The sequence below is a fragment of the Pseudomonas baetica genome, from assembly GCF_051216495.1.
In the GTDB taxonomy this organism is placed as follows: domain Bacteria; phylum Pseudomonadota; class Gammaproteobacteria; order Pseudomonadales; family Pseudomonadaceae; genus Aquipseudomonas; species Aquipseudomonas baetica_B.
This window is the reverse complement of sequence record NZ_JBPKAM010000094.1, coordinates 1-24,984: the sequence shown is the minus strand read 5'-3', so window position 1 is coordinate 24,984 and position 24,984 is coordinate 1. Positions and strand designations below refer to the sequence as shown.

Annotated in this window: 19 protein-coding genes; 10 read left to right on the top strand and 9 right to left on the bottom strand. The window is 60.6% G+C overall.

All coding sequences use genetic code 11. The annotated features are described in order from the left end of the window. Positions 1–82 precede the first annotated feature (82 nt). Positions 83–1,006, bottom strand: coding sequence for a LysR family transcriptional regulator (locus ACSFE6_RS25215; protein ID WP_435430125.1), 924 nt, complete (start codon positions 1,004–1,006; stop codon positions 83–85). A gap of 97 nt (positions 1,007–1,103) precedes the next feature. Here ACSFE6_RS25215 and ACSFE6_RS25210 point away from each other — a divergent pair, with 97 nt between their 5' ends. The 5 genes from ACSFE6_RS25210 to ACSFE6_RS25190 all read left to right on the top strand — a co-directional run bounded on the left by ACSFE6_RS25210 (position 1,104) and on the right by ACSFE6_RS25190 (position 8,336). Next, positions 1,104–1,943 carry a helix-turn-helix domain-containing protein gene (locus ACSFE6_RS25210; protein ID WP_435430124.1) on the top strand — a complete coding sequence of 280 codons (840 nt, stop codon included), beginning with the start codon at positions 1,104–1,106 and terminating at the stop codon, positions 1,941–1,943. A 324-nt stretch (positions 1,944–2,267) separates the two neighbouring features. Continuing rightward, entirely contained in the window at positions 2,268–4,094 is a 1,827-nt protein-coding gene (locus ACSFE6_RS25205) for a DUF1302 domain-containing protein (RefSeq protein WP_435430123.1), read from the top strand. A gap of 11 nt (positions 4,095–4,105) precedes the next feature. Next, complete coding sequence (locus tag ACSFE6_RS25200; protein ID WP_435430122.1) at positions 4,106–5,443, top strand: DUF1329 domain-containing protein; 1,338 nt, start codon at positions 4,106–4,108, stop codon at positions 5,441–5,443. Between the two features lie 161 nt (positions 5,444–5,604). Further along, on the top strand, positions 5,605–6,954 hold the full coding sequence (locus tag ACSFE6_RS25195; protein ID WP_435430121.1) for a DUF1254 domain-containing protein: 1,350 nt from the start codon (positions 5,605–5,607) through the stop codon (positions 6,952–6,954). After that, positions 6,951–8,336: a DUF1254 domain-containing protein gene (locus tag ACSFE6_RS25190; protein WP_435430120.1), complete on the top strand. Its 1,386-nt coding sequence runs from the start codon at positions 6,951–6,953 to the stop codon at positions 8,334–8,336. Before ACSFE6_RS25195 ends, ACSFE6_RS25190 begins: the two co-directional genes overlap by 4 nt. Before the next feature lie 255 nt (positions 8,337–8,591). On the opposite strand, the gene ACSFE6_RS25185 is transcribed toward ACSFE6_RS25190, so the two are convergent. Further along, entirely contained in the window at positions 8,592–10,565 is a 1,974-nt protein-coding gene (locus tag ACSFE6_RS25185; RefSeq protein WP_435430119.1) for an alkyl/aryl-sulfatase, read from the bottom strand. Between the two features lie 136 nt (positions 10,566–10,701). Between ACSFE6_RS25185 and ACSFE6_RS25180 the strand changes: the two genes are divergently transcribed. Genes ACSFE6_RS25180 through ACSFE6_RS25170 form a run of 3 tightly spaced genes read left to right on the top strand, consistent with a single transcriptional unit; the run spans position 10,702 to position 14,906 of the window. Then, positions 10,702–11,370 carry an ABC transporter ATP-binding protein gene (locus ACSFE6_RS25180; RefSeq protein WP_435430118.1) on the top strand — a complete coding sequence of 223 codons (669 nt, stop codon included), beginning with the start codon at positions 10,702–10,704 and terminating at the stop codon, positions 11,368–11,370. 1 nt (position 11,371) lies between these two features. Beyond that, positions 11,372–13,843: an FtsX-like permease family protein gene (locus ACSFE6_RS25175; RefSeq protein ID WP_435430117.1), complete on the top strand. Its 2,472-nt coding sequence runs from the start codon at positions 11,372–11,374 to the stop codon at positions 13,841–13,843. Further along, a complete protein-coding gene (locus tag ACSFE6_RS25170) occupies positions 13,833–14,906 on the top strand; it encodes a lipocalin-like domain-containing protein (protein ID WP_435430116.1) in 1,074 nt (357 codons plus the stop codon). Before ACSFE6_RS25175 ends, ACSFE6_RS25170 begins: the two co-directional genes overlap by 11 nt. A 141-nt stretch (positions 14,907–15,047) precedes the next feature. Here the strand turns inward: ACSFE6_RS25170 and ACSFE6_RS25165 are convergent, their stop codons facing one another. Genes ACSFE6_RS25165 through ACSFE6_RS25135 form a run of 7 tightly spaced genes read right to left on the bottom strand, consistent with a single transcriptional unit; the run spans position 15,048 to position 22,900 of the window. Beyond that, positions 15,048–15,311 (bottom strand): PAAR domain-containing protein, encoded by a 264-nt coding sequence (locus ACSFE6_RS25165; protein ID WP_435430115.1) that lies wholly within the window; start codon positions 15,309–15,311, stop codon positions 15,048–15,050. Continuing rightward, the gene (locus tag ACSFE6_RS25160) at positions 15,308–17,641 is read right to left on the bottom strand and encodes a T6SS phospholipase effector Tle1-like catalytic domain-containing protein (RefSeq protein ID WP_435430114.1); all 2,334 of its coding nucleotides are present in this window, start codon (positions 17,639–17,641) and stop codon (positions 15,308–15,310) included. Before ACSFE6_RS25160 ends, ACSFE6_RS25165 begins: the two co-directional genes overlap by 4 nt. Next, entirely contained in the window at positions 17,629–18,156 is a 528-nt protein-coding gene (locus ACSFE6_RS25155; protein WP_435430113.1) for a DUF3304 domain-containing protein, read from the bottom strand. The genes ACSFE6_RS25160 and ACSFE6_RS25155 overlap by 13 nt, the downstream gene beginning before the upstream one ends. Further along, positions 18,149–19,192: a phospholipase effector Tle1 domain-containing protein gene (locus ACSFE6_RS25150; protein ID WP_435430112.1), complete on the bottom strand. Its 1,044-nt coding sequence runs from the start codon at positions 19,190–19,192 to the stop codon at positions 18,149–18,151. Before ACSFE6_RS25150 ends, ACSFE6_RS25155 begins: the two co-directional genes overlap by 8 nt. Further along, entirely contained in the window at positions 19,180–19,713 is a 534-nt protein-coding gene (locus tag ACSFE6_RS25145) for a DUF3304 domain-containing protein (protein WP_435430111.1), read from the bottom strand. Before ACSFE6_RS25145 ends, ACSFE6_RS25150 begins: the two co-directional genes overlap by 13 nt. Continuing rightward, entirely contained in the window at positions 19,706–20,491 is a 786-nt protein-coding gene (locus tag ACSFE6_RS25140) for a DUF4123 domain-containing protein (protein WP_435430110.1), read from the bottom strand. Before ACSFE6_RS25140 ends, ACSFE6_RS25145 begins: the two co-directional genes overlap by 8 nt. Next, positions 20,492–22,900, bottom strand: a complete 2,409-nt coding sequence (locus ACSFE6_RS25135) for a type VI secretion system Vgr family protein (protein WP_435430109.1) — start codon at positions 22,898–22,900, stop codon at positions 20,492–20,494. A gap of 294 nt (positions 22,901–23,194) precedes the next feature. On the opposite strand from ACSFE6_RS25135, the gene ACSFE6_RS25130 reads away from it, so the two are divergent. Further along, positions 23,195–23,776, top strand: coding sequence for a hypothetical protein (locus tag ACSFE6_RS25130; RefSeq protein WP_435430126.1), 582 nt, complete (start codon positions 23,195–23,197; stop codon positions 23,774–23,776). A gap of 465 nt (positions 23,777–24,241) precedes the next feature. Then, positions 24,242–24,919, top strand: a complete 678-nt coding sequence (locus tag ACSFE6_RS25125; RefSeq protein WP_435430108.1) for a type 1 glutamine amidotransferase domain-containing protein — start codon at positions 24,242–24,244, stop codon at positions 24,917–24,919. Positions 24,920–24,984: the final 65 nt, after the last annotated feature.

Below are 24,984 nucleotides of genomic sequence, written 5' to 3'. Positions count from 1 at the left end.
GTTATTGTCCCCTCAGAAGTAGTTTCCTCTCCCCCCCCCCCCCCCACCCCCCCCCCCTCCCCCACAATGACCGCGGTGTTTTTTAGGACGGGTTCACCGCCAGCAAACGCTCATCCACCCGCAATATCGCCTCGACCATCGCCTGCGCCGCCGGCGTCAGCGAGTAACCGGCGCGACTGACGATGCCGTAGTGCAGCAGCAAACCGGGGTCATCCCTGGGCACGTCGACAAAGTCCAGCAGCCGTATCAGGCCCTGATCGACCTGTTCGGCCAGGGCTTCCATGGTGGCGATGCCCACCGCGTCGGAGCGTCTGACTACGCGGCAGATGGCGTCGAATTGCGCGCATTCGACGCTGGGATTGAAGTCCGTCTCGCCCTGCACGTCGGCAAGGATCTTGCGGATCATCGGCGGGATGCGCGTGCCGACCACGGCATAGTCGAGCAGGGCGCGCAGCGACAGGTTTTCCCGGTTGGCCAAAGGATGATCGACTCGGCAAAAAAAACGTCCGCGTCGTGGCCGCAGCAGTCGCACCTGGTATTGCGGGTCGCCGGTGAAATAGCGCGAGTCCGCGACCAGAAATTCGATCTGCTGCTCGCGCAACCACAGCGCCAGTTGTTCCCAATCACCGAGATGAAAGCGGGTGCGGATCGCCGGGTGTGCCTGGATGAACTGTGCCAGTGCTTCGGGCACCAGCAACTGCGCCGGGTAAGGGCCGCTGCCAAATTGCAGTTCGCCGCCGGTCAGGCCGTTGTATTGCGTCAGTTCGTTATGCAGTGCCTGGCTGCCGGCCAGCAGGCGCCGGGCGTGTTGCAGCACCAATTCGCCCTGGCCAGTCAGACGAAATTCACGACTGCTGCGCTCCACCAGCAGGCAATCGAGGTCTCGCTCCAGGGTCTGGATGCTGCGGCTGAAGGCGGGTTGGCTGAGATTGATCGCCTCGGCGGCGCGGCCGAAGCTGCGGTAATCGGCCAGTGCCACCAAGTGGCGAAGTTGTCGAAGGTCCATCATGCGCCTCCTGCATTTAAAGGATGTTTTTAATGCATTGGATCGATAGCACAGAGGCTGGCATAAGTACACGCCTGTCTTCTCGCCACCGTTCGCCATGACCTATCAAACCTTTGCCTCCAGTGCGTTCACCCGGACCATTCTCTGTCACGCCCAACGCTCCGGCCTGTGCCAGGAACAGTTGCTGCAACGCGCGGGGATCTGTCTTTCATTGCTCGAAGGGCAGGGGCTAAGGGTTCCGGCGCATCTGGTGGAACAGCTGTGGCTGGAGTGCGAGCGGCAGGGCGCAGGCGCTACCTTTGGTTGCGAACTGGTCAATGGCATGGCGACCACCGGTCTGCAAGGTTTGAACATTTTGCTCGACTCCGCCGCGACGTTGCGTGCCAGCCTGGCGTGCTTCACCGAGTTTTTGCCCCGTGTGACCAACGATGTGCTGGCGGAGCTGGAAGAGGCCGACGGGGTGGCTCGTCTGCACTTGCGTGGTGTTCAGCGGTTGCCGCATTTTTTCGGGTTGGATGCGGCGACCTTGAGTCTGGTGCGTAACATCTCGCGGCGTCTTGGACGGGCACCGGGCGAGGCGTTTGCCCATGTTTGTTTGACGCCGCAACAGGCGGCGGGCGAATGGTTGCGCAGTGTCGGCATCGAAGTTCGGCACGGACCTCATCCGTGTTTGAGCCTACCGCTGACCTGCCTCGACGAGCCCTTGCTCGGGGCCAATCCGTTTCTGCACCAAAGCATGTTGCGGCATTGGCAAGCCGAAGCGGCGCAACACAGCCGTAGTGACAGTCTGGAGTTGGCGCGGCACTGGTTAACGTCGGGGGATCAGCCAATCGAGCGGATTGCCGAGCGTTTGGGGTATCGCCAGCCGAGTAATTTCATTCGGGCGTTTCGCAAGCGGTTCGGGATAACGCCCAAGCAGTTTCGGTTGGGGGCGTAGGCGGCTGGCTGAGAAGATTTTCGGGGTGAACCACAAACCCTGTGGGAGCGAGCCTGCTCGCGAAGGCGGTGTGTCATTCAGAAAAATGTTGACTGACCTGACTCCTTCGTGAGCAGGCTCGCTCCCACAAAAATTGGGTACATCCATAAAAGCCAGGTCGGCACTCAGGCGCGCCTCGCGGTTGCCGAAGAAATGGATATGTACTCGATCAACGACTCCCACACAGATCCCCGGGTGATTACTTTTTGTCCCCCACCGCTTGCGCCCAAAACCCACCCCTCAGGCACCGTACCCAGGCTGAGTAATCCTGACCGGAGCCTAATAATGATAAGAAAACGCTCGGCCACAGCCCCAGTCCGCCAACGACTGAAACGGCTTGGCCACCCCCGCCCGCAACCCCTTGCGCTGGCGATCGTGGCGTTGATGACGGGGTCTGCATCCGCCACCACGTTCGACATCAACGATGACTGGAGCCTGTCCACCAAGACCACCTTGAGCCTGGGCAGCAGCTGGTCCACGCAGAACCCCGACAAAAGCTTGATGACCCGTGCCAATGCCTTGCAGGCGCAAGGCGTGCAGGCCAATGGCACCAGCGTCAGTGCCGACGATAATCGGCTGAACTTCGAGCGGGGCGATCCCATTTCGCAGGTGTTCAAGGGGCTGACCGACATTAGTCTCGATGGGCAAGGGCAGGGGGCGTTCGTTCGCTTCAAGTATTGGTACGACCATGCCTACGAAACACGCAACGGCCGGTTCAAGGACTTCGACGATTCGGGCTGGGATGACCTGTCGAAGTTCAAGGGCTTTGAAATGCTCGACGCGTACGTCTGGAAAGACTTTCAGGTGGCCGAGCATCCGTTGAGCGTGAAGGTCGGCAACCAGGTGTTGTCCTGGGGCGAGTCACTGTTGATCCAGAACGGTATCAACGTGATCAACCCGCTCGACATAACCGCGTTCAACCGTCCCGGTGTCGAGATCAAGGAAGGGCAGTTGCCGGTGGAGATGGTGTCCTTCAGCTTCGGCCTGTCGGATACCACCAACCTTGAAGGTTTCTACCAGTACAACTGGCGTCCCAGTGTGCTCGACGGTTGCGGCACGTTTTTCGCCGCCAGCGATGCGATCCAGAAGGGCTGCGGGCCGTTGTACTTGAGCCAGGTACTGACCGATCAACAGATGCAGGCGGCCGGCTTGTACGCACCGTCACGAGGCAACGAATCACCGTCGGACAATGGTCAGTTCGGTTTTGCCTTGCGCCAGATGATCCCGGCGCTGAACGATGCGGAAGCGGCGATCTACTTCATCAACTACCACTCACGCCTGCCGTATTTCACCCTGGATGCGAAGAACACCGCCCTGCGCGGTACCTTCCCTGGCGGTATCCAGCCGCCGACCTATGCCGCGGCGTTTCCGGAAAACATTCGCCTGTATGGCATCAGCCTCAACGGTGTGGAACCCAACAGCGGCATCTCTCTGGCCGGCGAGTTGAGCTATCGGCCGAACATGCCGCTGTCGATCAACGCACCGGACGTCAACGTCGCGGTTATTTCCGGGCCGTCGGGCAGCTCCTGGGTGCAGTTGCCGTCCGGATTCAACATCAACAACGGCAGTCGTTTTGACGCATGGGAGCGCAAGGGTGTCTGGCAGGCAACGGCATCGGCGACCCAGGCCATCGACAACGTGCTGGGCGCGACACGCCTGAGTCTGTTCGGCGAGGCCGGTGTGGTGCACATCGACGATCTGGGGGACGAGCGCCTGGGCCGCAGCGCCGCGTTTGGTCGCAGCTCGACGCGCAACGGCACGCCGTGCAACACCGTGGCCTCGGGGGTCACCAACCAGTACTGCACCGACAAGGGTTTCGCCACCGATTGGTCGTGGGGCTATCGCTTGCGCGCCAGCCTGGAATACAGCGACGTGTTGCCCGGCATCAACCTGATTCCAGCGGTGAACTGGCGGCATGACGTCGAGGGTTATTCCTACGATCCGCAAGGCCCGTTCCAGGAGGGCCAGCAAGCCCTTGGCGTGAGCCTCACCGGCGTCTACATGAACGATTACAGCGTGGAACTGGCCTACAACGCCTTCTTCGGTTCCAACGACTACAGCACCCTCGACGACCGCGACTTCGCGTCCGTCAGCTTCAAGGCAGACTTCTGAGGAGAACCGTTATGCGTATGCAATTGTGCGTGCTGGCCCTGGCCTGCAGCGTCGGCCTGGCACAGGCCAAAGGCACCGATCCGACCGCCCTGGGCAAAACCCTGACGCCCATGGGCTCGGAAATGGCGGCGAATGCCGATGGCAGTATTCCGGCCTGGACCGGAGGGCTGACAAGCAATGCCGGCACCGTCGACAGCAAGGGTGGCTACAGCGATCCGTATGCCGCCGAGAAACCGTTGTTCACCATCACCGCGCAGAACGTCACGCAGTACCAGCAGTGGCTCAGTCCGGGTCAGGTCGCCTTGTTCAAGCGCTTTCCCGACACTTACAAGATGAACATCTACCCGACGCATCGCAGCGCCAATCTACCCAAGGATGTGCTGGCGCAGAGTCGGGACAACGTCACCAAAACCAGCATGGCCGACGGCGGCAATGGTTTGCATGACTATGCACGGGGCATACCGTTTCCGCTGCCCACCGAAGGGCTGGAGGTGATGTGGAACCACATGACCCGTTATCGCGGCGGCAGCTACGAGCGCATCAGCAGCGCCGCCCTGGTGCGTGAAAACGGCGCCACCAGTTACGTGCGCAACCAATCGCTGATCAACTTTGCCGACACCGTGGGCGGGCTGGAAGCGGGCTCGAACATCCTGTTCATGTTCAAGAGCCGGGTACTGGAACCGGCGCGTCTGTCCGGCGAGGCGGTGCTGGTGCATGAGCCGATCGACCAGGTCGCCGAGCCGCGCTCGGCGTGGCAATACTTGCCTGGCCAACGTCGCGTGCGCCGCGCGCCGATGATCGCGTACGACAACAGTGCGCGTTACAGCAACGGCCTGATCACCGCCGACAATATCGATGGCTACAACGGCGCGCCGGACCGTTTCGACTGGAAGCTGATCGGCAAACAGGAACTGTTCATCCCCTACAACAGCTACAAGATCGGCAGCCGCGACCTCAAGTACGACGCGGTGATCAAGCCCAACCATGTCAACCAGGACCTGGCGCGCTACGAGAAACATCGGGTGTGGGTGGTGGAAGCCACGCTGAAACCGGGCGCCCGTCACATCTATGCCAAACGCCGCTTCTACGTGGACGAGGACAGTTGGCAAATCGCCCAGTCGGACCAGTACGACAGTCGCGGTGAACTGTGGCGCAGCGGCGAGTTGCACGCGATCCAGCAATACGACCACGGCTTCACCTACAACGTGTTGGAAACCTCTTACGACCTGATCTCCGGCCGCTACTACGCCGGTGGCCTGGCCAACGAAGAGACCGAGCCGATGCGCGTCGGCTTCGCCGCAAAAACCGACGACTACACCCCGTCGGACCTGCGGCGCTGGGCCAAATAACCCCGTACGCGACCCCAGTGATTTCCCCTGTGGGAGCGAGCCTGCTCGCGAAAGCGGTGTGTCAGTCAACGAAAATGTTGAACCTGATGGCCCCTTCGCGAGCAGGCTCGCTCCCACAGTGAGTCACGGTGTACCGATGTTTATCTGAAAGGAGACCTACCGTGCGCAACTGGATATCCGCTCTCACCCTGGGGGTAAGCCTGGGCAGCGCTCACGCGGCAACCCTCGATCAGCCGCAAGCCCGGGCACTGGCCCAAGAGGCTTATGTGTTCGCCTACGCCACCGTCGAGCACGACAAAGTGCTCAGCGCCATTGCCGCGAAGCTGCCGTTCAACCGGCTCTACAGCGAGCCGCGACTGCTCGGCCCGCAGGACGACAAAGTGGTGTCGCCCAACAACGACACCTTCTACTCCCGCGCCTTGCTCGATCTGCGTGGCGAACCGCAGGTTCTGGAAGTGCCGGCGGTGCAGGGGCGCTATTACAGTTTCCAACTGGTGGACATGCGCACCGACAATCTCGACTACATCGGCACTCGCGCCACCGGTGATCAGGCCGGGCGTTACCTGATTGTCGGTCCGGATTGGAAGGGTGATCTACCGCCGGGTTTCAGCGGCGTGATCCGCTCGCCCAGTCGCCTGGTGTTCTTGCTCGGGCGCACCGAAGTCAAGGGGGAGGCCGATCAGCAAGACGCGGCGAACGTATTGAAGGGATACACGTTGCAGCCATTGTCCAAGGTCATCGGCAAGGTGACGCCTGAAGCCTTGCCAGCACTGCAATTACCCGCCTATGAAGACACCCGGCAAGGTCCTGCGCAGGCGCTGTTCAACACGTTCAACGCGTTGGCACCATTGCATCAATGGACCGCCAGCGAGCAGACGAAGCTCGCACGCTTCGTCGCCATTGGCCTCCAGCCAGGCGCGCTGTTCGAGCCACCGGCAGCGCTGAAAGAGGCAATCGCCCAAGGCGCTGAAGCCGGTCGCGAGCAGGTGCGTGCCGCCTCCAGCCAGTTGTCGGTGGAGCAACAAGGCTGGTTCCGTTCGCCGACCAATGTCGGCAAATTCGGCGACGATGACCTGACCCGAGCGGCGGTGGCCTGGCGTTACATCTACGCCAACGATGCAGTGGAAGCGGTTTACCCAATGGCCCTGCACGACGTTCAGGGGCAAGTGCTCGACGGTCGAAATACCTATCGCCTGCATTTCCCTGCTGATCAGCTGCCACCGGTGGACGCTTTCTGGTCGTTGACCCTGTATGACGGCAAAACCCAATTGCTCGCGGCCAATCCGATCCAGCGTTATTCGCTGGGCGATCGAAGTCCCGATCTGCATTACGACGCCGACGGCGGCCTGACACTGATTCTGCAACCCCATGACCCCGTGTCGGCGCTAAGGAGCAATTGGCTGCCGACACCGGAAGGTCCATTCAACCTGCTGCTGCGCCTGTACCTGCCCAAGGTCGCAGCACTGGACGGCAGTTATCGAATGCCAACCATCACGAGGGTCGAACCATGAATGGACTCATTTGTCGTCGCCATGTGCTGGGCGGCATGGGTGTGCTGGGAGCGAGTCTGATGTTCCCGCGCGGGTTGCTGGCCGCCGAATCCGCCGACCTGCGGGCAATTGCCCAAGAGGCATGGATGTATGCCTACCCGATGCTCATGCACTACCAGACCCTGGAAAAGCAGGTGCTCCATCCTGCGGCGCCGGAGTACGTCGGCGGCTTCAATCGCTTCCGTCACTACAGCCAGCTTTACACCCCGAGTAACCGTGAAATCGTCACCCCGAACAACGACACGCCGTACTCCTGGGCCTGGCTCGACCTGCGCAGCGAACCGCAGATCCTGAGCGTGCCCGCGGTCGATGATGACCGCTACTACGTGCATCAACTGGTCGATCAATACACCCATAACTTCGCCTATGTCGGTGTGCTGAGTACCGGCCGTGAAGCAGGGGATTACCTGATCGCCGGACCTGACTGGCAAGGGCCGGTCCCGGCCGGGATCAAGGCTGTGCTGCGCAGTGAAACCGAAATCGTGATGATCCTGGGGCGCACCGGCCTGAAAGATGTCGACGACTTGGCGGCTGTACGTGCGTTACAGCAGCAATACCGACTGCGCGCCTTGCACGAGTACGTCGGCGGCCCGGCACCGGTTGCGGCTCCGGCGATTGCATGGCCGGCATGGGACAGCAAGACAGGCTTGGGGCTGGATTTCATTGCAGTGCTGAATCAGATCCTCACGCTGTGCCCCACGCCCCCATCGGAACAGGCCATGCGCGCACGGTTCGCGCGAATTGGCATCGTGCCCGGCCAGGGGGTCGATGAAGCCGCTATGCCGGCGGATATGCGTTTGGCTTTGATCGCCGGCATCGAGGATGCCCGTTCGCAACTGCAAGCGGCGGTAGGGCAGGTGCGCACCACCCTTGGCCTGTTCGGCACCCGTGAGGCGTTGCACGGCAATTACCTCAACCGAGCCGTCGCCGCCCATGTAGGCATCTACGGCAACAGCGTCGAAGAAGCGTTTTACACCGGCACCCGACTGGACGATCAGGGCCAGCCATTGCAGGGCGGGCGGCGTTATCGCCTGCGCTTTGCGCCGGGACAGCTGCCACCGGCCAGCGAGTTCTGGTCGTTGACCCTGTACGACTTGCCGGACCGGCAACTGGTGGCCAATGCGATCGATCGCTATTGCTTGAGCAGTCGGGATCCTTTGCTGAGGGACGCCGATGGCGGGCTGACCCTGGTCATGCAGGCCGCCAGTCCGGATGAGCAAAGCAATTGGCTGCCGACGCCTGCGAGCGGAGCGTTTACGCTGGTTCTGCGTTTGTATGGGCCGCAGCCGCAGGTGATCGAACAGAAGTGGCAGATGCCGGCGGTAGAAGTGATATCTGTGTAGTGCTTGCAGCCGCCTTCGCGAGCAGGCTCGCTCCCACAGGGGATCTGTGTCACTCACAAATCCTATGGGCACCTAAGAAATCTGTGGGAGCGGGCTTGCCCGCGATGAGGCCACCACATCCAGCATTGTCGGTAGCTGACACACCGCTATCGCGGGCAAGCCCGCTCCCACAGGGATCCATGTTGTACAGGGGATTGATGTACGACACAGATCCTCTGTGGGAGCGAGCCTGCTCGCGAAGGGCGCAACGCGGTTTTAAGGCGTGACGATATTGAACTGCGGCGCAAAGGTGTCGAGGCTGGCCATCAACTCCCCAAGCTTTTTGCCGTTGCCCTGCAGCTTGATCAAGCCTTTCTGAATCGCCGTGGGGAAATCCAGCTGCTTGAGGCTGATCTGCTCCAGCGTGGCCTTGCTCATGCTGACACCGGCATCTGCCTGAGGGTTGAGCCCGGCGCGGTGAGTCAGCACGCCATTGCGCAAGGTCAGGTTGAAGTCCTTGTTCTGATCCTCGAAAGTCCAGTTCAGGGTCAGGTCATGGCCTACGGCTTTGTCGCTGTCCAGACGGATCGCCAGAAAGTCGAAGAACATCTCCGGACTCATCGCCCGCACCATGTCCACCGAGACCGAAGTGCCCGCATGCGGCGGCACACCGTTGCGCAGTTCCATGGCACCGGTCAGGTACATGTTGCGCCAGGTGGCGTTTTCGCTTTGGTAGCCCAGTTGTTCGAGCGTTTCAGCCTGGGCCTTGCGGGCGTCGTTGTTGTCCGGATCGGCAAACAGCAACTGATTGCCCAGTTGTGCCGCCCAGCGATAGTCACCCTGGGTCATGGCGGTGCGCATTTTCTCCAGCACCGCGGAGCTCCCGCCCATGGCTTCGATGCTGCGTTTGGCCGTGTCCACCGGCGGCAGCGGATTGAGGTTGGCCGGGTTGCCGTCGTAGAACCCCAGGTAGCGCTGATACACCGCCCGGGTGTTGAAACTCAGGGAACCGTAATAGCCACGGGTGTACCACTTCTGGTCCAGTGCGCCCGGCAACTTCTTGATGGCCTCGGCGATTTCCACCGGCGTCAGGCCCTGATTCAACAGGTGCAACGTGCGGTCGTTGAGGAAGGCGTACATGTCGCGTTGATCGGCGAGGAAGGTGCGGATCCGCTCGCCGCCCCAGGTCGGCCAGTTGTGCTGGGCGAACAGCACGTCACTCTTGTCGCCATAACGTGCCAGGCTGCTGTCCAGGTATTGCGCCCAGGCCTTGGCGTCACGCACTTGCGCGCCGCGCGGGGTGAGGATGTTGTGCATCATCTGCGTGGCGTTTTCCGCCATGCACAAGGCGCGCAGTTGCGGCAGGTAGAGGTTCATTTCCGCTGGCGCTTCGGTGCCCGGCGTGAGCTGGAACTCCACCTCCAGGCCGGCGATGGTGCGGGTCTCCAGTTCCTTCTCGATCAGGTCGGTGGGCGGGATCAGGGTGATGGTGCCGCCGCTCGGCGTGCTCTTGCCCAGCCCTGCGTCCACCTGGCCGTGTTCGCCACGGGGCAACAGGCTGCCGAACTGGAATTGCGCGCGGCGGCTCATGGCGTTGCCGGCGTACACGTTCTCGCTCATCACGTGTTCCATGAAGCCTGTGGGTGCGAACACCTTGACCTTGCCGGCCTTGACATCGGCTTCGTCGATTACCCCGCGCACACCACCGAAATGGTCGACGTGGGTGTGGCTGTAGATCACCGCCACCACCGGTTTGCGCGGACGGTTCTGGTAGTAGAGCTCCAAGGCGGCCTTGGCGGTTTCGGCCATGGTCAGCGGGTCGATGATGATCAGCCCGTCGTCACCCTCGATGATGGTCATGTTGGCCAGATCGAGGCCGCGCACCTGATACAGTTTCGGGCTGACTTCAAACAATCCGGCATGGGCGCTGAGCTGGGCCAGGCGCCAGAGACTCGGGTTGACCGAGTCCGGTGCCTTGTCCTTGTCGAGAAAACCGTAGGCCTGGATATCCCAGATGACCTGACCGCTGGCGTCCTTGACCTGACCCTTGAACGGCGCGATCAAGCCCTTGGTCACCGACTCATAGTCGGTACGGTCGCTGAAGGGCAGTTGTTGCAATACGACGGCATTATTGGCGGCGGTCTGCGCGCTGGCCGCGACCGGTGCATCGGCGGCGACCGACGATTGTGCGAGGCACGCGGTGATCAGGCAGGCCAACAGGCCGCGTGGGCTCAAAGTGAAACGAGGCATGGTGTCTCCGTTTTTATCATTGTGGTTAGACCATCCTCGAGAGTAGGGCGGTGCTCGGGCAGGGCTGCAATCGTCAAAGGACAAAAACCATTCAGGGCCGCTATCCTTCGCCCATGCATTTCGGACGGGTTATCCCATGCTTGAAGTCCAGGGCGTCTTCAAAAGCTTTGCCACGCCACAAGGTCCGTTGCCGGTGCTGCAAGGTGTCGACCTGACCCTCAAACCCGGCAGTAGCCTCGCGCTGATGGGCGAGTCGGGCAGCGGCAAGAGCACCTTGCTGCACCTGATCGCCGGGCTGGACAAGGTGGATCGCGGCAGCATCCGCAGCCGCGAGCATCGGCTGGAGCAGATGAGCGAAGGACAGCTGGCGAACTGGCGGCGCACGGAAATCGGTCTGGTGTTCCAGCAGTTCAACCTGATCGGCAGCCTGCGGGTGGAGGACAACCTGGCGTTTCAGGCACATCTTGCCGGGCGCCATGATCCGCGTTGGCAGGCGCATCTGGTGCAGCGGTTGGGGTTAGCGGATTTGTTGCAGCGTTATCCGGAACAGCTGTCCGGTGGCCAGCAGCAACGGGTGGCGTTAGGGCGTGCGCTGGCTTCGCAACCGAAGCTGCTGTTGGCCGACGAACCCACTGGCAGCCTTGATGAAGCCACCAGCGACGAGGTGCTGAAGCTGTTGCTGGAATTGCTCGATGACAGCCCCACGACCCTGTTGATGGTCACCCACAGCCCCCATGTCGCGGCGCGGCTGGCAGAAAAAGTGGTGTTGCACGGTGGGCGTCTGACCGGTGTGGACGGGCGCTGAGATGCGCATCTTTCGCGAAACCCTGCGGGCGTTGCTCAGCCACTGGCGGCAGCACCCGGTGCAGTTTTTCAGTGTATTGACCGGACTGTGGCTGGCCACCAGCCTGCTGACCGGCGTGCAAGCGCTGAACAGCCAGGCGCGGGATAGCTATGCCCGGGCCAGTCAACTGATCGGCGGAGAACCCCAGGCCAGCCTCAGTGCGCCCACGGCTGCCACCTTTCCCCAACAATGGTTTGTCGACCTGCGTCGTGCCGGTTGGCCGGTGTCGCCGGTGTTGCAGGGACGGCTGACGCTCAAGGGCCATGAAGACCAGCGTCTGCAACTGATGGGCATCGAGCCGGTGTCGTTGCCGGCAGGGGGCGTCGTGGCAGGGCAGGCGCTGACCATCGAACAGGTGGTTGAGTTTTTCACTCCACCGGGCATGACCTGGATTTCGCCGCAAACCTTGCAGGCCCTGGGGCTGAAGCAAGGCGATCGCCCGCAGGCGCTGAACGGCCAGACGCTGCCGCCCTTGCAGGCGCAGGCGGACATGGCCCCCGGCGTGTTGCTGGTGGACATCGGTATTGCCCAGCAGATGCTCGGCTTGCCGGATCAGCTGTCGCGCCTGCTGTTGCCGAAGGATTTCACCGCGAAACTGCCCGAGTCGTTCAAGGGGCAACTGCAGTTCAAGAGCAGTGGTGAAGAAAACAATTTGGCGCGGCTGACTGAGAGCTTTCATCTGAACCTCGATGCCTTGGGGTTTCTGTCGTTCGTGGTCGGCCTGTTCATCGTGCACGCTGCCATTGGGCTGGCGCTGGAACAGCGTCGGGGCTTACTGCGGACCTTGCGTGCCTGCGGGGTCAGCGCACGGATGCTGATCACCTGCCTGACGGCCGAGTTGGGTGGTTTGGCCTTGATCGGTGGCCTTGCCGGTGTGATCAGCGGCTATCTGCTGGCCAGTGTGCTACTGCCGGATGTGGCCGCCAGCCTGCGCGGTTTGTATGGCGCCGAAGTGGCGGGGCAGTTGAGCCTGAGTCCGTGGTGGTGGCTCAGCGGCATCGGCCTGAGCCTGCTCGGTGCCTTGCTCGCCGGCGCCCACAGTTTGTGGCGGGCGGCGCGTTTGCCATTGCTGGCGCTGGCCGATCCGCAGGCCTGGCATCAGGCCCACGCGCACTGGTTGCGGCGTCAAGGCTGGGTGGCGGCACTGGCCTTGGCGATTGCGGTGCTGGCGTTGTTGCGCGGTGACAGCCTGGCCAGCGGTTTCGTGCTGATGGCTGCGCTGTTGCTGGGTGCGGCACTGGCCTTGCCGGTGGTGCTCGATGCCGTGCTCAACGGGTTGTTGGGTCGCAGTCGTTCCGTACTTGGCCAATGGTTCGTCGCCGATTGTCGCCAGCAACTGCCCGCCCTGAGCCTGGCGTTGATGGCGCTGCTGCTGGCGCTGGCGGCCAACATTGGCGCGGGCAGCATGACCGCTGGTTTTCGCCAGACCTTCAGCAACTGGCTCGAGCAGCGGCTAACCGCCGAGCTCTACCTCAATCCGCAAAACCCGGCACAGGCCCGGGAACTGCATAGCTGGCTCAAGCAGCAGCCGCAGCTCACGGCGGTGCTGCCCAATTGGCAGGTCTCGATCCAGCTGCAAGGCTGGCCGGCGGATATCGTTGGCGTGATCGACCACCCGACCTATCGCCAGCACTGGCCGCTGCTGGAAGCCCTGGGCGACACGCCCTGGGATCGCCTGGCCACCGACGATGCCTTGATGCTCAGCGAGCAACTGGCCCGGCGCCTGAACGTGCGATTAGGCGATCACCTGACCATTGCCACGCCCAATGGTCCATGGTCGCCGCGCATCGTCGGTATCTATGCCGACTACGGCAATCCGAAGGGACATCTGCTGGTCAACATCAACCACTTGCTGCGCGGTTGGCCACAACTGGCGCCGAACCGCTTCAATCTACGCATCGAGCCGGCGTCGATTGTGCCATTCGTGAATGCGCTGCAAGCGCGTTTCGCCTTGGAGGACAGCCGCATCGTCGATCAAGCCCGACTCAAAGGCTGGTCGACGCAAGTGTTCGAGCGCACCTTCGCGGCCACCGCCGCCCTGAACAGCCTGACCCTCTGCGTGGCCGGCGTGGCGCTGTTCATCAGCCTGCTGACCCAGAGCCAAAGCCGTCTCGGACAACTGGCGCCGCTATGGGCATTGGGCGTGTCGCGTCGGCAACTGATGCTGCTCAACCTCGGGCAAACCTGGTTGCTGGCCGTGTTGACGCTGGTGCTGGCCTTGCCCTTGGGGATCACCCTGGCCTGGTGCCTGGATACCGTGATCAACGTCCAGGCCTTCGGCTGGCGCCTGCCGCTGCGGGTGTTTCCGGTGCAATTGCTGCAATTGATGGGGCTGGCGCTGGTGGCGACCTTGCTGGCGTCGGCGTGGCCGCTGTATGCGTTGTATCGCACGCAGCCGGCCGATCTGCTGAGGACTTTCGCCCATGAGGATTAAGTTCGCCGCGATGCTGTTGGTGCTGCTATCGAGTGGTTGCGACCAATCGGCACCCGAGGAAAAAGGCTTCGCCGGGATGGGCAATCAAGCGGCGGCGTTCACGCCGGTGGTGCCAGGGCGCACGTTCAGCTTCCCGGCGGACCACGGCCCCCACGACGGCTTTCGCATCGAGTGGTGGTACGTCACCGCCAACCTCAAGGACGAGCAGGGCCATGAGTTCGGAGCGCAATGGACATTGTTTCGCAGCGCTTTGAAAGCCACGCCCGAGGTGCCGGGTTGGGAAAACCAGACGATCTGGCTCGGTCATGCGGCCGTGACGTCGGCGACGGTGCATCATGCGGCCGAGCGCTACGCTCGGGGTGGCGTCGGTCAGGCCGGAGTCAGTCTGGCGCCGTTCAACGCGTGGATCGACGATTGGCGATTCAGCAGCCAGTCAGCGGAGGCGGATCCGCTCGGCGAGATGCAACTAAGTGCCCGCGACAAGGCGTTCAGCTATCAACTGCGGCTCACGTCCAATCGACCGCTGGTGCTGCAAGGGGACAAGGGTTTCAGCCAGAAATCCGAACAAGGCCAGGCCTCGTACTACTACAGCCAGCCGTTTTTCCAGGCCAGCGGCACCCTGGAAATTGATGGCAAGCACTATCAGGTCAGTGGACCGGCGTGGCTCGACCGCGAATGGAGCAGCCAGCCGCTGACCGCCAACCAGACCGGATGGGACTGGTTTTCCCTGCACCTGGACAGTGGCGAGCAGGTGATGCTCTATCGCATGCGGCAAAAGGACGGCGCGCTTTATCTGACCGGTACCTGGATCGACGCCCGCGGCCAGACTCGCTTGCTGCAGGGTTCCGACATCCGCCTCACCCCGCAGGACACCGCCCGCGTCGCCGGACGCTCGATGCCCGTACGCTGGGCGATCCAGATTCCCGAAAAGCACCTCGACATCGTCATCAGCGCTCTCAACCCGAATGCCTGGATGGATCTGCGCATTCCCTACTGGGAAGGGCCGGTGCGCCTGAGCGGCAGCCATGGAGGGCAAGGGTATCTGGAAATGACCGGTTACTGACCGGTCTGCCCAACGTCCCCCCTGTAGGAACTGTCGAGTGCAACGGGGCTGCGATCTTTTGATCTCAAAAGACCACCAGCCACCAGCGCCGCCAACGTGGTGCGCCGGGCTCGATGACTTCGGGCTACTCCGCCGGTCGACTCATGGCTCCACCCCGATGGAAGAGACCGCGAGAGTGCTGACCAATTGGCAACCACATTCGCAACGGTAGCCATCCAGTGCCAAGAGTCTGCCTTCCATGGTGAAACCCGAGGCACCTTCGCTGATGTGCGTCGAGCCGTGTTTGTCGCAGCGCACCTTGTCCCCCATGCAAGCCACCTGCATGCCGAAAGCCTCGAAGCGACCTTCGAGCACCTCACCGCCATACGGACGCAACGGATCGCCTCTACGCACCAAAGGCATCATGAAAACATCTCCTTGGCCTGCTCGATCAACCCACCGCTACGTACCAGATAATCGAGCATGTTCTCCATGCGCAGCGCGTCTTCGGCCTTGATGATGGCCTGCCGCTGTTGCGCGACGACCTGGCCAATGGACACGGTGGATTTCAGAATGTCCTCTGCGTTCGGCAGGAACGGTTCAACCTCGCCCGTGGCGGCGTTGATCACCTGATAGCCCACCGCTGCCGCGACCAGCGTCCCGGCATAGGCTTTACCCTCGTAACGGCGCAGGCTGTACGTCCCGCCCAATACCAGCGCAATGCCCACCACCCGTCCCGCCACCACCGCCGGGGTCAGGCGCTTATTGGACTCATCGCCGAAATACACCATGCGATAGCGGAAGTAATCGCCCCACATCTCCCGCGAACTCATGAAGTCGTGCAGGAACCAGGCGCGGGAGTCGTGGACCTGATCGTCGAACAGGGCGACCACCGCTGCCATCTCCGGTGAGTCACTGACTTTAAACCGGTTGGTCCAGTGTTCAGTGAACAGCTGTTTGGCACACAATTCACCCTCGGCCTTAAGTCGGGTGTATTCCTGCTGCTCGTCATCGTCGTTGAGCAGGTACACCGTCTCTTTCAACACCCCATCGAAGACCAGCCCACCGAAGCTGGTGTGATCACGGCGCCAGCTCTGGTAATCGTGCTCGAACTCGACGGCGGCTTCGCGGATTTGCTGCTGGTCCAGCACCGGTTCGTAGGGCGGCGGGCCGGCCAGGGTGGCCAGGTTTTGCATCTTTACGGGTTGGCCTCGAGCGCCCGCTCGGTTCGTTTTCGCCGTATCTATGTCCTCCTGACGCTGGGCTTTCTGCTCGGCTTGCAGCGTGGCATTGGTTTGCACGGCCTGGCCGAAGAAGGGTTGATTGACGTAGCTGCCCCGGGCGAAACGCTCGATGCGCCAGCCGGTGAGCCAGGCCAGTTGTGCGGCCATGGTGTCTTCGAGGTTGCGGCCCAGGCGCAGGGGGGTGTCAGTGGTTGGGGCTGAAGCAGGGTTTTCGTCGAGGCCCAGGGTGGTGCGCCAGGCGTTGAAGCGGTTGATGAGCACTTGATCAACCGTGAACTCTTGATCTGTTTGAGCAGACATTGCGCGAACAGGCTGAATCTGTCGCAGTTCGTCCGGAACTACAGTTTCGGGAACGGTCAAGGGTGCCCCCGCCTTGAAGGCCGCTGCATATAAGTCATGCAGGACAATCTGCGACAACAACTCGCCCGCGCCACCACGCGCCTTGCCCTGATCCCCCGGCGGATAACCACCACCCACGTCCGAATGCATGCCGGGGTAAACCACTTCCGTGGCATAGGGTGGGTAACGGCCATCGGTATAACGGATCGAGTCCAGCGGGAAACACAAACGCTGCTCATGGGCAGCGACGAAATGCCGGCAGTCCTTGATCCATCCGGGAAAACGCTCGACATCGGGCAGCGCTTGCGTGCCATCGGCCCAGTCCATGTGCCCTTCGGCGAAGGGCGCGGCGCGGGCACTGCCCACGGAAGCCACGGTGTCCAGCAGGCCGAGGAATTCGATGCTTACGGGTATCCCCAGCAGCGTTTGTTCCGGGTGTCCGGCGCCTTGCGGGGTGTCGAACAGCTCGCTCAACCAGGTGATGAAGGTACGCGCCTCGGCGGCGCCGCGAGAAAAACCATAGACGAACAGCTTGATCGCCAACACCGTGGGTAACGCCGTCGCCACCTTGGCCCGTAACGGTTCCAGCAGCGAGGCCATCGCCTGACGGCGGCAGCTTTTGCCCAAGGCGGTCATGGGCCAGGTGGTGGCCATGGCTTTGAGCTTGGTTTGGGCAACTGGGAGGTCGAGACGCTGCTTGTTGTTGAGACTAAAGGACAATGCATCGGCGATTCGCAGCAACCCCCAATTGATCCGGTCTTCGCCGCGATTGGCGAACGCCATGCCGAAAGTGCTGTAATCCAGCTCGCCAATCTCGGGAAAGGGCGTGCCTACGCCGGGGATGTAGTAACCAAAATAACCACTCTCCGGTTTATCCAGACTCGCATGAAACAGCCGCGCGATATTGGTCGGACGAGGCGGCTGGGCCTTACGGGTATCGTAGGGTTCGTTGTTGTTGGTGCCGTCGAAAAACAGGCTGATGTGCAAGGCGCGCGCGCAAGTGGAAGCGCCGCGAAAACCCCGCTGGGCATTCAGTTTTTGCCGGTACAACTCCACCTCGGCCGTTTGCCGCTTGTAATTGGCCCTCACTGCTTGAGGGTCGCTGGGTAACCGCCCGTCCTTGGGAAACAACGCCGGAACATGGACGGAATCTCGATTCTTTATTTCGGACATGTGGCTGGCTCCTGCATGTTCAAGGGTTCTTTGATCGGACTATTGGGTGACGGATAGCGCCAGCAGGAAGTGGACAGCTTGACTTGATGGCAGGGAAGAAAATGCACTTCCAACGAACAGAGCCTGTCCTCATAAGGCGGAAGTTCCACAATCGCCGTGTGTTGTTGGTACTTGGCCTTATGCAGTGCATAAGCAGCCCGATACTCATCAGTCCCTAAGGGAGGTAATTTGGCATTGGAGTTAGGATCAGTTTCCCACTCCACTTTTAACTTCAAACCCGGCGACCATTGGCTCGGCAGCGAAACACAGCAGTACCCACCACCATACCCATAAGGGGATATATTCGGACCGCCATAATCATTCACCATGAAGTAATTGATAGCCGCCGAAGTATGATTCACCCCGTTCAAATCCCCCGCCAAATACATCGGTGTCCCCGGAGAACAGCCGGCCAGCAATAACAACAAACTACCGACAGCCCATCGTTGTTTGAGCTTCCCTTTCTCGTTACTCATCAAACGCCTCCCTGTTGATTAAGTTGCGCACGAAAGATGCCTGTGACAGGCAGCTTTCGTGCGCAACCTTTTCATCGAATGGGAAACACAGACGCTGCTCATGGGCGGCGACGAAATGCCGACAGTCCTTGATCCATCCGGGAAAACGCCCGACATCGGGCAGCGCTTGGGTGCCATCGGCCCAGTCCATGTGCCCTTCGGCGAAGGGCGCGGCGCGCGCGCTGCCCACGGAAGCCACGGTGTCCAGCAGGCCGAGGAATTCGATGCTGACCGGTATTCCCAGCAGCGTTTGTTCCGGGTGTTCGGCGCCTTGTGGGGTGTCGAACAGCTCGCTCAACCAGGTGATGAAGGTACGCGCCTCGGCGGCACCGCGAGAAAAACCATAAACGAACAACTTGATTGACAGCACCGTGGGTAGTGCCGTCGCCACCTTGGCCCGCAACGGTTCCAGCAGCGAGGCCATGGCCTGTCGGCGGCAGCTTTTGCCCAAGGCGGTCATGGGCCAGGTGGTGGCCATGGCTTTAAGCTTGGTTTGGGCAACTGGGAGCGCCAAGCCCGTCTTGTTATCCAGCGCGAAGGACAGTGCATCGGCGATTCGCAGCAATCCCCAATTGATACGGTCTTCGCCGCGATTGGCGAACGCCATGCCGAAAGTGCTGTAATCCAGCTCGCCAATCTCGGGAAAAGGGGTACCTACGCCGGGAATGTAATAACGAAAATATCCACTTGTAGCCTGCTCAATGCTGGCGTGATAGAGCCGCGCGATATTGGTTGGACGAGGCGGCTGGGCCTTACGGGTATCGTAGGGTTCGTTGTTGTTGGTGCCGTCGAAAAACAGGCTGATGTGCAAGGCGCGCGCGCAAGTGGAAGCGCCGCGAAAACCCCGCTGGGCATTCAGTTTTTGCCGGTACAACTCCACCTCGGCCGTTTGCCGCTTGTAATTGGCCCTCACTGCTTGAGGGTCGCTGGGTAACCGCCCGTCCTTGGGAAACAACGCCGGAACATGGACGGAATCTCGATTCTTTATTTCGGACATGTGGTTGGCTCCTGCATGTTTAGAGGTTCCTTGATCGGACTATTGGGTGAGGGATAAGCCCAACAAGACGTGGACAGCTTGACTTGATGGCAGGGTAGAAAATGCACTTCCAACGAACAGAGCCTGTCCTCATAAGGCGGAAGTTCCATAATCGCCGTGTGTTGCTGGTACTTGGCTTTATGCTGAGCGTATGCATCGGGATCAAATCCATAACCCGATGTTTTACGTTTTATTTTTGCGTATGGGTTCGGGTCGGTCTCCCACTCCACTTTTAACTTCAAACCCGGCGACCATTGGCTGGGCAACATCGCACAACACACGCCCCCCCCATAACCAAACGGGGAGATGTTTCTTCCGCCATAACCATTCACCGAGAAATAATTGATCGCCGCCGAAGTGTGATTTACCCCGTTCAAATCCCCCGCCAAATACTTCGGCGTCCCCGGAGAACAGCCGGCCAGCAATAACAACAAACTACCGACAGCCCATCGCGGCCTGAACGTCCCTTTCTCGTTACTCATCAAACGTCTCCCTGTTTTTTTGTTCGGAAAATTTGCCCTCTGCGTAAGCTTCCAAATCACCAAAATAGTTTTCATCACTTGCTAGAAGTGCAACGCGATTACATCGAGAAAAACATTCTTCATTAGAAAGCTCGGGAAACATTGACCAGGCAAGCGCAAATAACTTTTGCGCATCACTGATGCAACCCAATCGATCAAATTGCGAATCCGTTAGTACAACCGGACTGATTGCTTCTTCGAACACTTGATTCGAACCATAAGTACCCGGTTGCCAGACAATCCGCTGATCCCGATCCAGCCAACTCCAAAACAGCGCCTGCTCCAGAAATCGTTTTTTCTGCTCAGGGTCCAGGACACTCGCCAGCAACTCCGGTAGGACGCGTGGATCGTAGAAGCGCAGTAAGCCTGACTGTCCTCCCCATTCAAGCTGTGAAAGCCCCTGCAGGGTCTTGCTCAGAACATCGAACGGGATAGGGGATATCAACAACACGAGTCTGGGCATGTGTCCCATATGTTCGATGATTTCTTCCAGCCACGCCTTGTGGCGCCAATCGTCAAGATTGATGCGCATCAGGATCGGCGCCTGAGGCAACAGCGTGTCTTCCGGAGTTGCATTGAAAAATGAAAACCAGGGAAGGGCTGGAGTGATGGCTCCAAGTCCTGGCAGCAGGGGAATACCCGAGCCTGCCTGGTCGACGATTAAATCAACATGGTTGAGGTTCGCTGCACGGCTCAGACCTTCCAATTGGTCGAGCCATTGTTCGTAGATTTCTTGCATTTATCGTCCCCCGGTGGCCGTGCGCATGACTGCGCCCGCCGCCTCGGCTTGAGCCATTTTCAGACACTCTTCACACACCGACTTGGGCAAGACCGGCAACGGGAAACTCTGGCCCCCCGGTCCCCGCCAGATATGCTGCCCTTCGGATATCAGCTTGGTGGCGCTAACCAGACGGATCCCGTCGTTCGAATCGACGCGGATGAAATGGTCTCCAGCGCCCAGCAGAACTCTTTTCCTGGCCAACAACCTCAGTTCCCCGTCTACCGACTGCAAGGTAAGGTCCCCCCGGGCAATCAAATTCATCAGGTCACCATGGGACTCGATGTCCAGCGGCCCCTTGCCGGATACCAGGCGCATGCCCTCCTCTTGGCTCAACAGGGAGATGCTTTTTTTGGCGTGAGCTGAAAGACGCTGCTCGGCCGCGAGGTTGATCTCGTCCTTGCTTTGCAGGTACAGCGCATGGCCGCTCCTGAACAGCAGGCTGGCGGGGGTCAGGACGCCGATGCCTTTGGGGGCGCTGAGCAGGATGGCCGGGGCCTTGAGATCTTTGGCATCGGTCTGGAGCTGCTGCAGACCCTCGAGAGCCGGCGGTCGACTGTGATGAGCCTGGGCAATCTCCTGCCACTGGGCCATTTGCTGGCGGGCGCTTTCGATCTGGCGGGTGACCGGGCCCATGTCGAGCACATCACCGGAAGCTTTGGTCTGTTCATCGGCGCTGATGAACACCCCTTTACCACCACGAATCGCACCCCAATCATCCGTCCGCAGCTCAAACCCTTCCCCACGCTTTTTCTTCTGCGCATCCACCAGATGCCCCAGATTCAGCTGACTCTTGCCGCCATACTCGCTACTGAGCTTGACGTGCTCCTGCCCCCGTCGGTCTTCCATACGCAGCTTGTTGTTGGCCGGCGTCCTCAGCACGTTGCGGGTGTAGTCGCGCTTGGCCAGGGTGACGTGGTCGGGGTGCTGGTTGTCGTGCAGGGCGTGGGCGATGTAGGGGCGGTCGGGGTCGCCTTGTTCGAAGGCGATGGCCACTTCGGTGCCGACGATCAGTGGTAGGTGCAGGCCGTGGGTGTCGCCGGCGTAGGGCCTTGCCAGGCGTAGCCACAGGCTTTCCTGGCCGAGTTTCCAATCGTCGCGGTCGAACAGGAAGTTGACCTTGTAGCGGCCTTCAAGGTCGATGTGGCTGTACGGGTCGTGCTTCTGTGAGCTGGTGATGCGGGCCGGGAGGGTGCCGGCCATGGTGGGCTTGGGCCGCAATGGCGGGCGGAAGCAGATGGTTTCCGCGTAGGGGATGGCCTCGAAGCTGCACTCGAAGCTGGCATCGCGGGCGGCGCGGGTGGTGAGCTGGGTGATCACGGCGCGGGGGGCGAAGGCTTGCGGGGCGCCGCCCGTGACTTTCAGCACCTGGCCCGGCGCCAGGGTGGCACTGCTGCTCATGCCGCTGAGCTGGGTCTGTTGGTTGAGGTAGCGTTCGTGGCGCAGGCGTGCGTAGAAGTAGCCGCTTTCGCTTTGCAGGTCTTCGTCCTGGTCGTAGGGGTCGCCGAGCACGGTGTAGGGTTCGGCGTAGTGATAGGCTTCGCCGTAGGTGGTTTTCGCGCCACGGGTCTGGTCGACGTCGCTCCGCAGCCAGGCCTTGGCATTACGCGGGTCGTAGGCGCGCAGGTGGAGGTTTTTCTCCACGACCTGATGGCTCGATTGCAGTTGCCAGACGCCGTCTTCGCCGCTGGCCAGGCCAGCCGGTGGGCGGTGCGGCAGTTCGACGTCGAACTGGTAGCCGCGCTGGTCGTCGCAGAATTCCACCACGGCGATGCGCAGGCGGTCGTCACTGCTGAAGCGATACCAGATACCGACGTCGGCCAGCAGCCGGCTGATAAAGGCCAGGTCGCTTTCGCCGTACTGCATCACCTGTTCACGGCGCGGGTACTCGCGCACCAGGCGGAAGTAAAAGTCCTGGCCGAGGAAATCATGGCGGCTGCGCAGGATGCTTTCGACGATCTCCGGCACCGACTGGTGCTGGTAGATGCGGTATTGCCGACCCCGCTCGAGCAGGGCCAGGCGCGGTTGCAGGGTGACTTCGTAACGCGCTTCATCCCGCGAGCCAGACAGGCGTTTGAAGGCGGTGATCACCCCGTTCAGCGTGCGCAGCGGTTTAACCTCGAGCGGTGGTTCCCAGGACATTCGCGGCAGCCTGGATGGCAAGGCGTGCAGGCTGAAACAGGCGTCCTTGCCCAGCAGCTGTTCGGCGGCCAGATCCTGCTCGGGGCTGGTGAATTCCACGGTATAGGTGAAGGGTTGGCTGAGGTGTTCCTTGCCTTTAAAAGCGAGGACGTCAAGGTGAGCGTCGAGGTTGCGGACCCAAAGCTTGTGGCGGCTATGATCGAAAAAGACGGGCACGATGCTGTTCAAATGCGGACCTCCCTGGGGCATTCGGGGAGGCTTCATTGCTATCCCCGTTCAAGCGCGGGACAGCTTTCGGGAGGTGGATAGATGTTGAAAAGAGGACGCTTCCTAAGCAGGCGTAGGAAGCGTCTGAATATTGAGTCGTTCGGGTCGGCGGCAAATCGACTGCCCAGGACACCGCGAGGACTTCCTGATTAGCGTCGACGATTTCTGAGCAACGTCTATGCTCAACGTCACGCTCGGCGTCGAAGCCTGCTTTGATGCCGTTTGTCGCCATTGACCACAGGGAACGTTCTGCCTATGAAACTTCATGCTCTGACCAAAGCCATCACCCTTGCCACCTTGCTGTCCGCGGCCAGCTTGAGCGCTATTGCCGCCGATGTTCCATTATCTGTGGTTGTGGAAGCCGATCAGATCTCCACAAAAGTCATTTCGGTCGATACGGCCAATAAGCAGGTCGTCCTTGAGGGGCCGCAGGGCAATCAAGCCACCGTGCAACTGACCGAGAAGGCCAAGAACCTCGACAACCTCAAGCCGGGTGATCAGGTTGATATCAAGGTGACCCGCGCCGTTGCGGCCTATCTGGATACTGATGTCGACCAAGGTTTGCCGGGAACCATTGAGCGCGCCGGTGAAGCGCGCGCGGCACCGGGATCGAGTCCGGCCGGTGAAGCTTATCGTCAGGTGAAAGTGCAGCTAAAAATCACCGCGATCGACTTGAAGAAGAATCGAGTGACGCTTGAAACCCCTCAGGGTCAGAAAAAGATCATCGATGTCGAAAAACCGGAGATCCAGGCCAAGCTGAAAAACCTGAAAATCGGGCAGAGCGTCTACGTTGTCTATACCGATGTGCTGTCCGTGAAGAGCACTCCAAAAAGTTGAGGGCAAGCTCGATTGTTTGAATATTCCTGTACAACTTTTTGTATAGGAATATTCATGGTTTTGGACAAGCCAGTGAGTTTGCTAGTTGGTCCAGATACTTTTTTGATCCAGGCCCGATAAAAAACGTATCAGCAAATTTCATATTTGAATCGCGGACATTCGTACCAACTTCCATTAAAATGCGCCCCGTTCGCCCAGTGTCACGGCTCTTTACCAGTGCATGGAATGCCGAGGCCATTGCACTGGGCGGACACCACCGTTGGTGCGATACATAAAACGTTTTAAATATGAAAAGGGCGACTGTGAAGTCGCCCTTTTTTTTATATCGGGTGATCGCCCTGTCATTGTCGAAACGCCTTTCAGACGAACGACCCGCTGCTCACCAGGGTCTTGCGCCATGATCATCGCGCTGCATTTTGCGCATCCCCGCAACAGCTATCCGCGGTCCCGAGAAGGAGTGAAGACATGAAAATCCTGATGGTTTTAACGTCCCACGATCAATTGGGTAACACCGGCAAGAAAACCGGCTTCTGGCTGGAAGAATTCGCGGCACCGTATTACGCCTTCAAGGATGCTGGCGCGCAGTTGACCCTGGCCTCGCCCAAGGGTGGCCAGCCACCGCTGGACCCGAAAAGCGACGAGCCCGATTTTCAAACCGAGGCTACCGAGCGTTTTCGCAAAGATCCTGCTGCCCAGTCCGCTTTGGCCTCGACCGTGCTGCTCGGCTCGGTGAAGGCCGGCGATTACGATGCGATCTTCTATCCTGGCGGCCATGGTCCGCTCTGGGATCTGGCCGAGGACAAGCAGTCGATTGCCCTGATCGAAGCGTTCTACAACGCCGGAAAACCCGTCGCCACGGTTTGTCACGCGCCGGGGGTGTTGCGGCATGCCAGGGACGCGAGCGGTCAACCGTTGGTCAAAGGCAAGAAGGTGACGGGATTTACCAACAGTGAAGAAGACGCCGTGCAACTGACCGATGTCGTGCCATTCCTGGTGGAGGACGAGCTCAAGGCCAAGGGCGGGATTTTTTCCAAGGGGCCGGATTGGGCGAGCTATGTGTTGACCGATGGCCTGCTGTTGACCGGGCAGAATCCGGCGTCGTCACAGGCGACGGCTGAAGCGTTACTGGCGAAATTGAAGTAAACACAAATCCTGCAGGAGCCGGCTTGCTGGCGATGGCGTACGTGCAATCGCGATCGCCAGCAAGC

Coding starts and splice junctions, on each gene's coding strand:
- ACSFE6_RS25215 (WP_435430125.1), bottom strand. CDS start 1,006: ATGGACCTTCGACAACTTCGCCACTTGGTGGCACTGGCCGATTACCGC.
- ACSFE6_RS25210 (WP_435430124.1), top strand. CDS start 1,104: ATGACCTATCAAACCTTTGCCTCCAGTGCGTTCACCCGGACCATTCTC.
- ACSFE6_RS25205 (WP_435430123.1), top strand. CDS start 2,268: ATGATAAGAAAACGCTCGGCCACAGCCCCAGTCCGCCAACGACTGAAA.
- ACSFE6_RS25200 (WP_435430122.1), top strand. CDS start 4,106: ATGCGTATGCAATTGTGCGTGCTGGCCCTGGCCTGCAGCGTCGGCCTG.
- ACSFE6_RS25190 (WP_435430120.1), top strand. CDS start 6,951: ATGAATGGACTCATTTGTCGTCGCCATGTGCTGGGCGGCATGGGTGTG.
- ACSFE6_RS25185 (WP_435430119.1), bottom strand. CDS start 10,565: ATGCCTCGTTTCACTTTGAGCCCACGCGGCCTGTTGGCCTGCCTGATC.
- ACSFE6_RS25180 (WP_435430118.1), top strand. CDS start 10,702: ATGCTTGAAGTCCAGGGCGTCTTCAAAAGCTTTGCCACGCCACAAGGT.
- ACSFE6_RS25175 (WP_435430117.1), top strand. CDS start 11,372: ATGCGCATCTTTCGCGAAACCCTGCGGGCGTTGCTCAGCCACTGGCGG.
- ACSFE6_RS25170 (WP_435430116.1), top strand. CDS start 13,833: ATGAGGATTAAGTTCGCCGCGATGCTGTTGGTGCTGCTATCGAGTGGT.
- ACSFE6_RS25165 (WP_435430115.1), bottom strand. CDS start 15,311: ATGATGCCTTTGGTGCGTAGAGGCGATCCGTTGCGTCCGTATGGCGGT.
- ACSFE6_RS25160 (WP_435430114.1), bottom strand. CDS start 17,641: ATGTCCGAAATAAAGAATCGAGATTCCGTCCATGTTCCGGCGTTGTTT.
- ACSFE6_RS25155 (WP_435430113.1), bottom strand. CDS start 18,156: ATGAGTAACGAGAAAGGGAAGCTCAAACAACGATGGGCTGTCGGTAGT.
- ACSFE6_RS25150 (WP_435430112.1), bottom strand. CDS start 19,192: ATGTCCGAAATAAAGAATCGAGATTCCGTCCATGTTCCGGCGTTGTTT.
- ACSFE6_RS25145 (WP_435430111.1), bottom strand. CDS start 19,713: ATGAGTAACGAGAAAGGGACGTTCAGGCCGCGATGGGCTGTCGGTAGT.
- ACSFE6_RS25140 (WP_435430110.1), bottom strand. CDS start 20,491: ATGCAAGAAATCTACGAACAATGGCTCGACCAATTGGAAGGTCTGAGC.
- ACSFE6_RS25130 (WP_435430126.1), top strand. CDS start 23,195: ATGAAACTTCATGCTCTGACCAAAGCCATCACCCTTGCCACCTTGCTG.
- ACSFE6_RS25125 (WP_435430108.1), top strand. CDS start 24,242: ATGAAAATCCTGATGGTTTTAACGTCCCACGATCAATTGGGTAACACC.